Genomic DNA, 13,831 nt, shown 5'->3' with positions numbered 1-13,831 from the left:
CGGTGCGGAGGGTGGAGCGGCGCGGGCGGAGCGGCGGGCCGCGGCGCGGCTGCGGCCCCGGCCCGGGAATCGTATGCCCCGCCCCGGCGGCCTCCAGACCGGCCGCCGGACGGCGATCGGAGAGCGGCCGGAGGACGGCAGGAGGGCGGCCGGGCGGCGTTCGGTACGGCATTCCGGACACGCGGGGCAGCGGCCGGACCGCTGCCCGGCCTTGCGGAAACCTCCCGCCGGCGCCCGGGTGTTACCGGGCGTAAGCCGACTTGGTCACGCCTATTGACCCGCCAGTAACCCCAGCCCCATCCTGAGCCCCGACCCGTGGTGCGACGGGGCGCCGGAAAGCCCCGGCCACCGGACCACCGCCCTCCCCTCACTCCCCCGGGGGCTTCACGCATGCCGATACGGACCACCCGCCCCGCAGACCGCCACCCGCGCCGCGCCGGCCGCCCGGGCCGCACCCGGGCGGTCGCCCTGACCGCCGCCGCGGCCACCCTCGGCTCGCTCCTCCTCGGCTCCGCGACCGCGGCCCCGGCGAGCGCCGCGGCCGACGGCTACCGGGTCGGCGTGGGTATCGCCGACATCACCGGCGAGGCCGCCGAGGTCGGCATGATGGGCTACGCCCGGCTCGACCAGGAGACCTCCGGCATCCACTCCCGCCAGTGGGCCCGCGCCTTCGCGGTCGCCGACGGCAGCGGCGGCCGCACGGTCTTCGTCTCCACCGACCTCGGCATGATCATGCAGGGGGTGCAGCAGGACGTCATCCGCCGGCTCGGCGAGCGCTACGGCTCCCGCTACACCGACTCCAACGTCGTCCTCTCCGCCACCCACACCCACGCCGGCCCCGGCGGCCACTCCCACCACCTGCTCTACAACCTGACGATCCTGGGCCACAAGAAGAAGACCTACGAGGCCATCGTGTCGGGCATCGTCCGGGCCGTCGCGGCGGCCGACGCGGACCTCGCCCCCGGCACGGTGAAGATCGCCACCGGTGAACTGGACGGCGCCAACGTCAACCGCTCCCAGGAGGCGTTCCGGCGCAACCCGGCCGAGGACCGGGAGCGCTTCCCGGACGGCGTGGACCGCTCGATGACCGTGCTCCGCTTCGAACAGGAGGGCCGGCCGGTCGGCATGGTCAGCTGGTTCGCCACCCACGCCACCTCCATGACCCCGGAGAACACCCTCATCAGCCCGGACAACAAGGGCCATGCGCAGTACCGCGTCGAGCACGACGTCAACGGCGTCGAGTGGGGCGAGCGCGGGACGTTCGTCGCGGCCTTCCCGCAGTCCAACGCCGGCGACATGTCGCCCAATCTGCGCGAGGGCGGCGCCAAGGGCCCCACGGACGACGAGTTCGAGAACACCGAGATCATCGGGAAACTCCAGGCCGACAAGGCCGTCGAACTCTTCAACGCGGCCGAGGAGGAGCTGGCCGGCCCCATCGCCCACCGCCAGCGCTACGTCGACTTCTCCGGTGTCGAGGTCGGCCCCGCGTACACCGGCGACGGCCGGACGCACAGCACCTGCCCGGCGGCGCTCGGCCAGGGCTTCACCGCGGGCGCCGAGGACGGTCCCGGTCCGGACATCGCGGAGGAGGGCGAGCTCAAGCCGAACCCCCTGCTCACCGTCGCCGGGGCGGTCGTCGCCCCGACACCCGCCGCCGTGCGCGAGTGCCAGAAGCCCAAGCCGGTCTTCATCACCACCGGTGTACAGAAGCCGTCCTGGACCCCGCAGATCCTGCCCCTGCAGCTCGTCCGCATCGGGCAGCTGACGCTGACCGCGGCCCCGGCCGAGTTCACCGTCGTCGCCGGGCACCGCGTCATGGACACCGTCGCCGAGAAGCTCGGCCCCTCCTCCCGGCACACCGTCTTCGCCGGCTACTCCAACGCGTACTCGGGCTACGTCACCACGCCCGAGGAGTACGACGCCCAGCACTACGAGGGTGCGTCCACCCACTTCGGCCGCTACACCCTCCCCGCCTACCAGCAGGAGTTCGCCGAGCTCGCCTCCGCGCTCCGGTCCGGCGAGCCCACCCCCAGTGCCGTCCGGCCGCCGTGGCTCGGCAACACCCAGCTCGACGTGAAGCCCGGCGTCGTCCTGGACTCCCCGCCGCTGGGCAAGGAGTTCGGGGACCTCGCCGAACAGCCGGCCGCGGGCTACGCGCGCGGTGAACGCGCCGAGGCCGTCTTCTACACCGGCCACCCGCGCAACAACCTGCGCGGCGAGGGCACGTTCCTGGAGGTGCAGCGGCAGACCGCGAACGGCTGGCGGACGGTGGCCACCGACAACGACTGGTCCACCACCTACCGCTGGAAGCGCTCCTACGCGGCCGTCTCCACGGCCACCACCGGCTGGGAGATCCCGGCGGACGCCGCCCCGGGCACGTACCGGTTCGTCCACCGCGGGGACACCCGCAACCTCCTCGGGGAGATCGACGGCTTCACCGGCGTCTCCCGCACCTTCACGGTCGGCTGACCGGCCCGGCAGGGCTCTCCCCGGCCCCGCCCGGCCTTCCCGCCCCTCCCGGGGCGCGGCGCCCGTACCCCCGGCGAACGGGGGTGCGGGCGCCGCCGTGTGCGCGCCCCGGCGCTCACCGTGGTGCGGAGCGCGGGCCCCCGGCGGCTACACCCACTGCCGCCGCAGACGCTTGTCGGCCGCGACGACGAGCGAGGACAGGGCGGCGATGCCGAGAATGCGGAGCCAGGTCTCCCCGTTGACCGGGGTGGTCTCGAACAGGGTGTTCATGGCCGGCAGATACGTGATGGCGAGCTGGCCCAGCGCCTGCACGGTGACACCGCCGATGATCCACTTATTGCTGAACGGACCGATGTGCCACATCGAGCGGGTGAGCGAGCGGCAGCTGAACAGATAGAACAACTCGACGACGACGAAGAGGTTGAGCGCGGCGGTGCGCGCCTCCGCCAGCCCGGCGCCCTCGGCCCGCTCCCAGCTGAACAGCCACCAGGATCCGGCCACGAGCAGCGTGGAGACCAGCACGACACGGAAGGCCAGGGCACCGGTGAGCAGCGGTCTGTCCGGATCGCGCGGAGCCCGGCCCATGATCCCGGCCTCCTTCGGCTCGAAGGCGAGCATCAGGCCGAGCGCCACGGCCGTGGTCATGTTGATCCACAGGATCTGGGTGGGGAGGATCGGCAGCGCGGAGCCGAACAGGATCGCCGCCAGGATGACGAGGCCCTCGCCCATGTTCGTCGGCAGCGTCCACACGATGAACTTGGTGAGGTTGTCGAACACGCCACGGCCCTCTTCGACGGCTGCCTCGATGGTGGCGAAGTCGTCGTCGGTGAGCACCATGTCCGCCGCCTCCTTGGCGACCTCGGTGCCGCCCCGCCCCATGGCGATGCCGATGTTGGCCTGGCGCAGGGCGGGAGCGTCGTTGACTCCGTCGCCGGTCATGGCCACCACGTGGCCGCGCGACTGCAGCGCCTCGACCAGCCGGAGTTTCTGCTCCGGCGAGACCCGGGCGAAGACCCGCGCGCGGTCCACCGCCTCCGGGTACTCCTCCGCAGCCAGCGCGTCCAGGTCGGCGCCGGTCAGCACTCCCGCGTCGCCGCGCGAGCCTCCGACGTCACCGAAGAGATGGAGCCGCTCGGCGATGGCCCCGGCCGTGGCCGCGTGGTCCCCGGTGATCATCTTGACCGTGATCCCGGCGGTGTGGCAGGCCCGGACCGCCGACGCGGCCGCCGGGCGCGGCGGGTCGAGCATCGCCTGCAGCCCGGTCAGGGTCAGGGTGCCGTCCAGCGCTTCCGCACCGAACGCGCGGGGGTCCGGGTCCGTACGCACCGCGGTGGCCAGCACCCGCAGCCCCCGGCCCGCCAGGTCCTCCGCGGCGCGCAGCACGGCGGCCGCGTCCAGTTCCCGGACGGTGCCGTCCGCGGCCGATCGCCCGCCGCACAGCGGCAGAACGCGTTCGACCGCCCCCTTGACCAGCACGACATGACCGGTGCCGCCGCCGGAACCGGGGTCGCGGTGGAGGGTGGCCATGAACTGCCGTTCGGAGCTGAACGGAAGGGTGCTGGCCCGGGCGTACGCTCCCGGGAGCGCAGCCGGGTCGAGCCCGCCCTTGGCGGCCGCGACGAGCAGCGCGCCCTCGGTCGGATCGCCGACGAGCCCCCACCGCCCCTCCTCGTGGGTGAGGGCCGCGTCATTGCAGGCGGCCCCGGCCAGCAGGGTCCACCACAGCGCCGAGCGCGGCCGGGGGGCGGCCACGGTGCCGTCCGTTCCGTGGACGATCTCCCCCTGGGGCGCATATCCCGAGCCGGTCACCTCGTATTCGGCCCCGTCCGGGGTCCACACCGCCCGCACCGTCATCTGGTTCTCGGTGAGCGTGCCCGTCTTGTCCGAGCCGATGACCGTGGTGCTGCCCAGCGTCTCCACCGCCGGGAGCTGGCGGACCACCGCCTTGCGCCGCGCCATCCGCGCCACCCCGATGGCCAGCGTGATGGTGACCGCGGCCGGCAGCCCCTCGGGGATCGCGCCCACGGCCAGGGCCACCGCGGCGGTGAAGGTCTCCGCCCCGTCCTGCCCGCGCGCCAGGCCGATGCCGAAGGTCAGCGCCGCCAGCGCCAGGATGGCCACCGTCAGCACCTTGCTGAACTGGTTGAGCTTCGCCGTCAGCGGGGTGACCAGCGTCTCGGCGGACCCCACCAGCCGGTGGATCGCCCCGAGTTCGGTCTCGGCACCGGTCGCGATCGTGACACCGGTGCCGCTGCCCGCGGTCACCAGCGTCCCCGAGTAGAGCATGTTGTGCCGGTCGGCGACCGCGGCCGTGGCGGGCAGCACCGTCTCGTCCTTCGCCACCGGCACCGACTCACCCGTCAGCGCCGACTCGTCCACCCGCAGCGACACCGGCCGGATCAGCCGCACATCGGCGGGGACCTTGTCCCCCGCCTCCACCAGCACCAGGTCACCGGGGACCAGCTCCTGCGAGGGCACCATCCGCTCACGGCCGCCGCGCACCACCCGGGCCCGGGTCCGCACCATCGACCGCAGGGCGTCCAGCGCGGCCTCGGCCTTCGACTCCTGCACGAATCCGACGACCGCGTTGACCACCACGACGCCGAAGATCACCGCGGAGTCCGTGTACTCGTGCAGCAGGGCCGTGAGCGTGCCCGCGGCCAGCAACACGTAGACCAAGGGATGATGGAACTGCCGCAGCACCCGCAGGAGCAGGCCGCCACCCGTGGCGGCCGGCAGCACGTTGGGGCCGTAGCGCTCCTGCCTCCGGGCCGCCTCCCCCTCGTCCAGACCCCGGTGGGGGTCCGTCTCCAGCAGCATCACCACTTCGTGGGCCGCCAGTCCGTGGTGCCCCTCCGTGGGCGTCATCGCCGTCCCTCATCCACCGCCGTCACGGCAGCACCACCCTCACGACACCACCGTCGTCAGGAACTCCCCCGTCCACGCCAGCAGTTCGCGGCCGACCAGCGGCTTGCCGCCGATCCGGGCCGTCGCCGGGCGCGGCACCAGGAGCTGCCGCGTGGCCGGCTTGATCACCGCCCGCGGGTGGAGCCGCTTCAGCCGCAGCTCCTGCGACTCCCGCAGCTCCACCGGTCCGAAGCGGATGTTGGAGCCCTGGAGCGTGATGTCCGTGACCCCGCAGGAGCGGGCCAGCATCCGCAGGCCCGCGACCAGCAGCAGGTTCTCCACCGGCTCCGGCAGCTTTCCGTACCGGTCCGTCAGCTCCTCGCGGACGGCGGCGATGTCCTCCTCGGAAGTGGCCGAGGCGATCGCCCGGTACGCCTGGAGGCGCAGCCGCTCGCCGGGCGCGTAGTCGTGCGGGACGTGCGCGTCCACCGGCAGCTCGATCTTGACCTCCAGCGGCGGCTCCTCCTCCACACCGCCCTCCAGGGAGGCGCGGTAGTCGGCGACCGCCTCGCCCACCATCCGGACGTAGAGGTCGAAGCCGACGCCCGCGATGTGCCCGGACTGCTCGCCGCCGAGGAGGTTGCCCGCGCCGCGGATCTCCAGGTCCTTCATGGCGACGTACATGCCCGCGCCCATCTCGGTGTGCTGCGCGATGGTCGCCAGCCGCTCGTGGGCGGTCTCGGTGAGCGGCTTCTCCGGCGGGTAGAGGAAATAGGCGTAGCCGCGCTCGCGGCTGCGGCCGACGCGGCCCCGGAGCTGGTGGAGCTGGGAGAGGCCGAAGGTGTCGGCCCGTTCCACGATCAGGGTGTTGGCGTTGGCGATGTCGATGCCGGACTCGACGATCGTCGTGGACACCAGCACGTCGAACTTCTTCTCCCAGAAGTCGACGACGACCTGCTCCAGCGCCGACTCCGACATCTGGCCGTGCGCGGTCGCGATCCGCGCCTCGGGCACGGCCTCGCGCAGCCGGGCGGCCGCCCTGTCGATGGACTCCACCCGGTTGTGGATGTAGAACACCTGCCCCTCGCGCAGCAGTTCGCGGCGGATCGCGGCGCCGATCTGCTTGGTGTCGTACGGGCCGACGAAGGTGAGGACCGGGTGCCGCTCCTCCGGCGGAGTGGTGATCGTGGACATCTCCCGGATGCCGGTGACGGCCATCTCCAGGGTCCGCGGAATGGGCGTCGCGGACATGGTCAGCACGTCGACATTGGCGCGGAGCTTCTTCAGCTGCTCCTTGTGCTCGACGCCGAAACGCTGCTCCTCGTCGACGATGACGAGCCCGAGGTCCTTGAACTTCGTCTCGGAGGAGAACAGCCGGTGGGTGCCGATGACGATGTCGACGGACCCCTCCCGCATCCCCTCCAGAACGGCCTTCGCCTCGGCGTCGGTCTGGAAGCGGGACAGCGCCTTCACCGTGACCGGGAAGGCGGCGTAGCGCTCGGAGAAGGTGCCCATGTGCTGCTGCACCAGCAGGGTCGTGGGGACGAGCACCGCGACCTGCTTGCCGTCCTGGACGGCCTTGAAGGCGGCCCGTACCGCGATCTCCGTCTTGCCGTAGCCGACGTCGCCGCAGATCAGCCGGTCCATCGGGACCGACTTCTCCATGTCCTCCTTGACCTCGGCGATGGTGGTGAGCTGGTCGGGGGTCTCCGCGTACGGGAAGGCGTCCTCCAGCTCGCGCTGCCAGGGGGTGTCGGAGCCGAAGGTGTGGCCGGGGGCGGCCATCCGGGCCGAATAGAGCCGGATGAGGTCGGCGGCGATCTCCTTGACGGCCTTCTTGGCGCGGGCCTTGGTCTTCGTCCAGTCGGCGCCGCCGAGCCGGTGCAGCGTCGGGGCCTCGCCGCCGACGTACTTGGTGACCTGCTCCAGCTGGTCGGTGGGGATGTAGAGGCGGTCGCCGGGCTGGCCGCGCTTCGCCGGGGCGTACTCGACCAGCAGGTACTCGCGGGTGGCGCCCTGGACGGTGCGCTGCACCATCTCCAGATAGCGGCCCACGCCGTGCTGCTCGTGGACGATGTAGTCGCCCGCCTCCAGGGTCAGCGGGTCGATGGTCTTGCGGCGGCGGGCCGGCATCCGGGCGCCGTCCCTGCCGGCGGTCTTCTGGCCGGTGAGGTCCGTCTCGGTGAGCACCGCCAGCTTGAGGCCCGGGTCGGTGAAGCCGTGGTCGAGCGTGCCGCAGGCGACGTGGACGACGGACGGGGCGATCGCCCCCGGTCCGTCCCCGAGGCCGTCCTCCAGCCGGGCGGGGATGCCCTCGCCGCCCAGCACCTCGGCCATCCGGGCCGCTGTGCCGTGGCCCTCGGTGAGGTAGACGGCGCGCCAGCCGTCGGCCAGCCAGCCCTTGGTGTCGGCCAGCGCGCGGGCGGTGTCGCCGCGGTAGCTCTCGGCGGCGCGCATGCCCAACTTGACGGTGTCCGAGCCGGTCTCCTCGTCGGCCGCGAAGGGGCTGACCGACCACCACGGCATCCCGATCTCCCGGGCCCGTTCCCGGACCTCGGCGATGCCCCGCAGGGAGGCCGCGCCCACGTCGATGGGCGCCTCGCCGGTGTCCGCCATGGCGGTGGCCGCCCAGGACGCCTGGAGGAACTCCTGGCTGGTGGCGACGAGGTCGGCCGCGCGGGTGCGGACCCGCTCCGGGTCGCAGACGACGGCCATGCTGCCCTCGGGGAGGACGTCGATCAGCAGTTCCATCTCGTCGACCAGGACCGGCGCCAGGGACTCCATGCCCTCCACCGCGATCCCCTCGGCGATCTTGCCGAGGAGTTCGCCCAGCTCCGGGCGGCGCTCGGCGAGCTCCGCGGCCCGCCGCCGCACGTCCTCGGTGAGCAGCAGCTCGCGGCAGGGCGGCGCCCACAGGCCGTGCTCGGCGACCTCCAGGGAGCGCTGGTCGGCGACCTTGAAGTAACGGATCTCCTCGGCCTCGTCACCCCAGAACTCCACCCGCAGGGGGTGCTCCTCGGTGGGCGGGAAGACGTCGAGGATGCCGCCGCGGACGGCGAAGTCGCCGCGCTTCTCGACCAGCTCCACCCGGGCGTACGCGGCGGCCGCCAGCGCCTCGGTGATCTCGGCCAGATCGGCGCTCTCCCCCTGCCGCAGGCTGACCGGCTCCAGCTCCCCGAGCCCCTTGACCTGCGGCTGGAGCACCGAGCGCACGGGGGCGACGACGACCCGCACGGGACCCGCGGACGGGTCGTCGGCCAGGGGGTGGGTGAGCCGGCGCAGCACGGCGAGGCGGCGGCCGACGGTGTCGGAGCGGGGCGAGAGCCGCTCGTGCGGCAGCGTCTCCCAGGAGGGGTACTCCACGACCTCGTCCGGGGGCAGCAGGCAGCGCAGGGCGGCGGCGAGGTCCTCGGCCTCACGGCCGGTGGCGGTGACGGCCAGCACGGGCCGCCCGGCGTCCCGGGCCAGGGCCGCCACGGCGAAGGGGCGGGCGGCCGGCGGGCCGACGAGATCGACGTGCGGCCGTCGGCCGTCGCCGGCGTCCCGCACCGCTTCGGCGAGCGCGGGGTCGCGGACGACGGCGTCGAGCAGACCGTGCAGGCTCATGGGGGCTTATTCCGTCCCGGGAGGAGATGGGCAACGCGAACGGCCCGGCACGTCCCCGCCGCGGCTGTGCTGCGGGCGGGCGGACGGTCCGGGTAACGCTCTCAGCCTACGTCGCCGCGCGGACAGCCGTGGCCCCGCTGCGGCGGAGGCCCGGAAAGCACTCCGGCCCCGGATGCCGGTGGGGCATCCGGGGCCGTGTGCTCTGTCGGGTCATGGCCGCCGCCGGGGCGGCGGAGCCGTCGGTGGTGTGCACCGTCGGCGGTGGGCGCCGTCAGTAGCGGTGGGCGTAGGCGCAGATCGCGTAGACGCTGATGCCGACGGTGCTGTACTCGTTCTGCCGGCCGAGGCCGATCCAGCCGCGGCCGTCCTCGGTCGGGAAGCTGCCGACCAGGATCGCGTCCGCACCCCGCGCCTCGGCACCGCCGCCGAGGACCCGCTTGCCGCGCGGGCACTCGGCGACCCGGCGCTGGAAGTTGGGCACGTTCTCGTTGGGCAGTTCGACGATCTCCCAGCCGCGCACACTGCGGCCGCGGTACCAGTCCGGGTCGGCCGCACCGGCCCGGTCCGCCGCGGCGGCCTGCCCTTCCGTGCCCGCCTGGCCTTCGGCGCCGGCCTGACCGGCCGCCCAGCCGCCGCCCGCCAGCAGGGCCAGAGCCAGCGCTCCCGCGCTGAGCATCCGCTTCTTCCGCATCCTGTGCTCCCTTCGATGACCGGTGTCCACCGGTTGGGCCGGGTCCTCGGCGGGACCGCGGGCGCCCAGTATCAAAACGGCCCATCAACCAACACATGGGCGACACGGAGCAGAACAGATAGAGCACCCATAAGCAGCGTTTTTCATAAGAGCTGAGAGCGGGGGGAGGGGCAGGGGCTGGGTTGGGGTCGGGGTCCGGGTCGGGTGAGCGACGGAGCCGGAGACGACGGAGCGGGCTCCGGACCGCTGATCGGTCCGGAGCCCGCCCGCGGCGGCCGGCGGCCGCTACTCCGTGGCGATGGCGTTCAGCACGTTCATCCGCCCGGCCCGGAACGCCGGGACCAGGGCCGCGATCAGCCCCACCAGCGCCGAGCCGAAGAACACGGTGATGATCGTCGGCCAGGGGATGTCCAGCACGCCCAGGCCCTCCAGGGCCAGCAGCTGCTGGGTCGCCGCGCCCCAGGCCATGCCGAGGCCCAGACCGAGGCCCGCGCCGAAGAGGGCGATGACCACGGACTCCAGGCGGATCATGCGGCGCAGCTGGCGCCGGGAGAGGCCGATGGCCCGCAGCAGGCCGATCTCGCGGGTGCGTTCGACGACCGACAGGGCGAGGGTGTTCACCACGCCGAGGACGGCCACGATGATCGCCAGGGCGAGCAGGCCGTAGACCATGTTGAGCAGCTGGCCGATCTGGTCGCGCAGGGTCTCCTTGTAGTCGGCCTGGTCGCGGACCTTGTACTGCGGGTAGTCGTTCAGGCTCTTCTTCAGCGCCGCGTACGCCTGGTCGGCCTTGCCCTCCTCCGCCTTGGCGAACATCATCGTGTTCGCCGGCATCTCGCCCTCGGGGAGGTACCGCTCGACGGTGGCGATGTTGACGTACATCGCCCCCTCGTCGACCGAGGTGTCCTGGCTGGTGATCGCCGCCACCTCCAGCTCCGCGGACTTCCCGCCGGTGAAGGCCGCGGTGACCGTGTCCCCGAGCTCGATGCCGTGGTCCTTGGCGAAGTCCTCCGGGACGGACAGGGCGTCCTCGCCGTAGGCGGCGGAGAGCTCCCCGGCCACGGTCTCGATCCGCAGGTCCTCGGCGTAGGTCGGATCGGCGGCGGACAGACCCGTCTCGGTCTTCTTCCCGTCGGGCGTGGACAGTTCGACGCGGGCGAACTTGTAGTCGGTGACATGGGCCAGCCCGGGGGTGTCCTTGACCGCCCGCTCCGCCTCCGGCGTGATCAGCTGACCGGTGTCGGAGCCGACGATGAAGTCCGCCCCGACCGACTTGTCGAGCTGGTCCTCGGCGGAGGCCACCATGGAGGAGCCGACCACGGACAGGCCCGCGACCAGCGCCAGGCCGATCATCAGCGCGGCGGCCGTGGCGCCCGTACGGCGCGGGTTGCGCAGGGCGTTGCGCTCGGCCATCCGGCCCACCGGACCGAAGAGCCGCAGCACGACCACGCTGATCGCCCGGACCACCACACCGGCGAGCAGCGGTCCGATCACCACGAAGCCGATGAGGCTGAACACGATGCCCAGGGAGAGGAACTGTGCCCCCTCCCCGGCCTTGTCGGCCCGCGCGGCGAGGACGAGCCCGGCCGCGCCAATGGCCGTCAGGACCAGCCCGGCCACGGCCCGCACCCGGCCGGCCCGGCCGTCGGCCGGGGTGCCCGCGTCGCGCAGGGCGGCCATCGGCGAGACCTTCCCCGCCCGGCGGGCCGGGAGGTAGGCGGCGACGACGGTGACGACGACACCGAGCACCAGACCGATCAGGGGCGTGGTCGCCTTGACGGTCAGGTCGGAGGTGTCGAGGTTCATCCCGACCAGGCCCATGAGTTCCATCAGGGCGATGGCGATGCCGATGCCCGCGCCGATGCCCAGCAGCGAGCCGACCAGGCCCAGCAGCAGCGCCTCGGTGAGCACGGAGCGGTTGACCTGCTTGCGGCTGGCCCCGATGGCGCGCATCAGGCCGATCTCGCGGGTCCGCTGGGCGACCAGCATGGAGAAGGTGTTGACGATCAGGAAGATGCCGACCAGGACGGAGATCCCGGCGAAGCCGAGCAGCGCGTACTTCATGAAGTCGAGGAAGCCGCCGACCTCGTCCGCGGCCGAGTCCGCCGCCTCGTCCTTCGTCTTCACCTCGAAGCCGGCGCCGAGCTCCGCGGTGACGTCCTTCTTGAGCTGCTCGTCGGTGACGCCGTCGGCCGCGGTCAGCAGCACCTGGCTGACCTGGTCGGTGGAGCCGAGGAGCTTCTCCTGGGCGGTGGGGCGGTCGAAGAAGACCAGCGCGGCGCCGGGGTTGGTGGCGGTGAACTTCGCGAAACCGCTGATCTCCGCCTCGGTGGTGCCCCGGAAGGAGATGACCTTGACGGCGTCGCCGATCTCCAGCTTCTTCCGGTCGGCGGTGTCGGAGTCGACGAGGACCTCGGTCGGGCCGCGCGGGGCGTGGCCCGAGACCAGCTCCATCACCGAGTCCTCCTCGGCCCCCCAGTCGGTGGCGATGGTGGGGGCGCCGGTGTCCGGCGAGAGGTTGTTGCCCTGGTCGTCGACGAGGGTGACGCGCTCGTCGAAGACGTCCGCCTGCGCGTTCTCCACGCCGTCCAGCTTCTCCAGCCGGGCGGCCGTGGCCTCGGGGATGGTGGGCGCCTTGCCGGTCTGCTGGGCGTTCTCGTCGGTCTTCGCCGAGACGGTGACGTCCGAGGCGGTCGAGGCGAACAGCTTGTCGAAGGTGGTGTTCATGGTGTCGGTGAAGACGAGCGTGCCGCACACGAACGCCACCGACAGCAGCACCGCGACGGCGGAGAGCACCATGCGGCCCTTGTGCGCGACGAAGTTGCGCAACGAGGTCTTGAGGACGGTCATCACGCCCTCCCGCGGGCGGACGCGGCCGGGCCGGACGGGGCGTGTGCGGACGCGCCGGAAGCCGCGTGCCCGGGGGCCTCGCGTCCGGGGCCCTCGTCCGCCGAGAGGCTGAGCATCCGCTCCAGGACCCGCTCGGCGGTCGGGTCCGGCATGTCGTCGACGATGCGGCCGTCGGCCAGGTAGAGGACCCGGTCCGCGTAGGCGGCGGCCACCGGGTCGTGGGTGACCATCACGATCGTCTGGCCCAGCTCGTCCACGGAACGGCGCAGGAAGCCCAGCACCTCGGCGCCGGCCCGGGAGTCGAGGTTGCCGGTCGGCTCGTCGCCGAAGATGATCTCCGGCCGGGCGGCCAGGGCCCGCGCCACCGCGACCCGCTGCTGCTGGCCGCCGGAGAGCTCGGTCGGCCGGTGCTTCAGCCGGTCCCGCAGGCCGACGGTGTCCACGACGCGGTCCAGCCACGCCTGGTCGGGCTTCCGGCCCGCGATGTCCATGGGGAGGGTGATGTTCTCCAGGGCGTTCAGCGTGGGCAGCAGGTTGAACGCCTGGAAGATGAAGCCGACCCGGTCCCGGCGGAGCTGGGTGAGCTTCTTGTCCTTGAGGCCGGTGATCTCCGTGTCGCCGAGGTGGATCTCGCCGGCGGTGACGGTGTCCAGACCGGCCAGGCAGTGCATCAGGGTCGACTTGCCGGAGCCGGAGGGGCCCATGATCGCGGTGAGGCGGCCGCGGTCGATGTCCACGTCCACCCCGTCCAGCGCCAGCACCCGGGTCTCCCCGGAGCCGTACGCCTTGACGACCTTGCGGGCACGAGCCGCGACGGCCGTATGTCCTCCGCTGCCCCCGGTCCTGGGATTCGATACAGCCGTTGTCACGGTATGTCTCCTATGTCGCTACGAACAGTGTCGGGGCCGTCTGCGGCCCGCGTGATCGGTGGTCCGGTGGTGCGGTGGTCCGGTGACCCGGTCCCGGTGGTCCCGGGTGGCCTCGCGGTTCCGGCCGCCGGTACGGACGGTGCCGCGCCGGCCGGCTGCCTCCAGCCTGCCGCCCCGGCCCGTCCGGCACGATGGGGCGGGGCACCGTCCCCGCGGTGGGGATGGCCCCACCCCGGAGCCCCGGGCCGGGCACCCCCGAGCACCGCATCACCAGATTAGGAGCGGCCGGACCGCCCCTCGTCCTCCGGCGGTACGAAACCGCTCCTCCCGTGGGTACGGATCTCCCCCTAGGGGCCTCCGCCGGGTGGAGGAGCCGACCGCCCGCACCGGCCGCCCCGCGGACCGCGACCCCGGCTCCCGGCACCCCTGTGACCAGCCGGAACACCCATCTCCCGGGACCGGGCCGACCATGACGTGTGCGTCGTACACGGACCCGCGC

General features: G+C 72.9%; 6 protein-coding genes. 1 reads left to right on the top strand and 5 read right to left on the bottom strand.

Annotation, left to right across the window (positions count from 1 at the left end):
* Positions 1-390: 390 nt before the first annotated feature.
* Entirely contained in the window at positions 391-2,469 is a 2,079-nt protein-coding gene (locus LIX60_RS18955) for a neutral/alkaline ceramidase (protein WP_227959516.1), read from the top strand.
* Positions 2,470-2,616: 147 nt separating this feature from the next.
* On the opposite strand, the gene LIX60_RS18950 is transcribed toward LIX60_RS18955, so the two are convergent.
* From LIX60_RS18950 to LIX60_RS18930, 5 genes are all read right to left on the bottom strand, one after another.
* The gene (locus LIX60_RS18950; protein WP_227959514.1) at positions 2,617-5,337 is read right to left on the bottom strand and encodes an HAD-IC family P-type ATPase; all 2,721 of its coding nucleotides are present in this window, start codon (positions 5,335-5,337) and stop codon (positions 2,617-2,619) included.
* 39 nt (positions 5,338-5,376) lie between these two features.
* On the bottom strand, positions 5,377-8,922 hold the full coding sequence (mfd, locus tag LIX60_RS18945; RefSeq protein ID WP_227959513.1) for a transcription-repair coupling factor: 3,546 nt from the start codon (positions 8,920-8,922) through the stop codon (positions 5,377-5,379).
* Between the two features lie 271 nt (positions 8,923-9,193).
* On the bottom strand, positions 9,194-9,613 hold the full coding sequence (locus tag LIX60_RS18940) for a hypothetical protein (RefSeq protein ID WP_227959511.1): 420 nt from the start codon (positions 9,611-9,613) through the stop codon (positions 9,194-9,196).
* A gap of 285 nt (positions 9,614-9,898) precedes the next feature.
* Positions 9,899-12,463, bottom strand: a complete 2,565-nt coding sequence (locus tag LIX60_RS18935; protein WP_227959509.1) for an ABC transporter permease — start codon at positions 12,461-12,463, stop codon at positions 9,899-9,901.
* Positions 12,463-13,332, bottom strand: a complete 870-nt coding sequence (locus tag LIX60_RS18930; RefSeq protein WP_227959507.1) for an ABC transporter ATP-binding protein — start codon at positions 13,330-13,332, stop codon at positions 12,463-12,465. The genes LIX60_RS18935 and LIX60_RS18930 overlap by 1 nt, the downstream gene beginning before the upstream one ends.
* Positions 13,333-13,831: the final 499 nt, after the last annotated feature.

The organism is Streptomyces sp. S07_1.15 (assembly GCF_020739505.1).
In the GTDB taxonomy this organism is placed as follows: domain Bacteria; phylum Actinomycetota; class Actinomycetes; order Streptomycetales; family Streptomycetaceae; genus Streptomyces; species Streptomyces xinghaiensis.
This window is presented reverse-complemented; position numbering and strand designations above follow the sequence as displayed.

Excerpts from the sequence above, each read along its gene's own strand:
- LIX60_RS18955 (WP_227959516.1), top strand. The coding sequence starts at position 391 with ATGCCGATACGGACCACCCGCCCCGCAGACCGCCACCCGCGCCGCGCC.
- LIX60_RS18950 (WP_227959514.1), bottom strand. The coding sequence starts at position 5,337 with ATGACGCCCACGGAGGGGCACCACGGACTGGCGGCCCACGAAGTGGTG.
- mfd (WP_227959513.1), bottom strand. The coding sequence starts at position 8,922 with ATGAGCCTGCACGGTCTGCTCGACGCCGTCGTCCGCGACCCCGCGCTC.
- LIX60_RS18940 (WP_227959511.1), bottom strand. The coding sequence starts at position 9,613 with ATGCGGAAGAAGCGGATGCTCAGCGCGGGAGCGCTGGCTCTGGCCCTG.
- LIX60_RS18935 (WP_227959509.1), bottom strand. The coding sequence starts at position 12,463 with ATGACCGTCCTCAAGACCTCGTTGCGCAACTTCGTCGCGCACAAGGGC.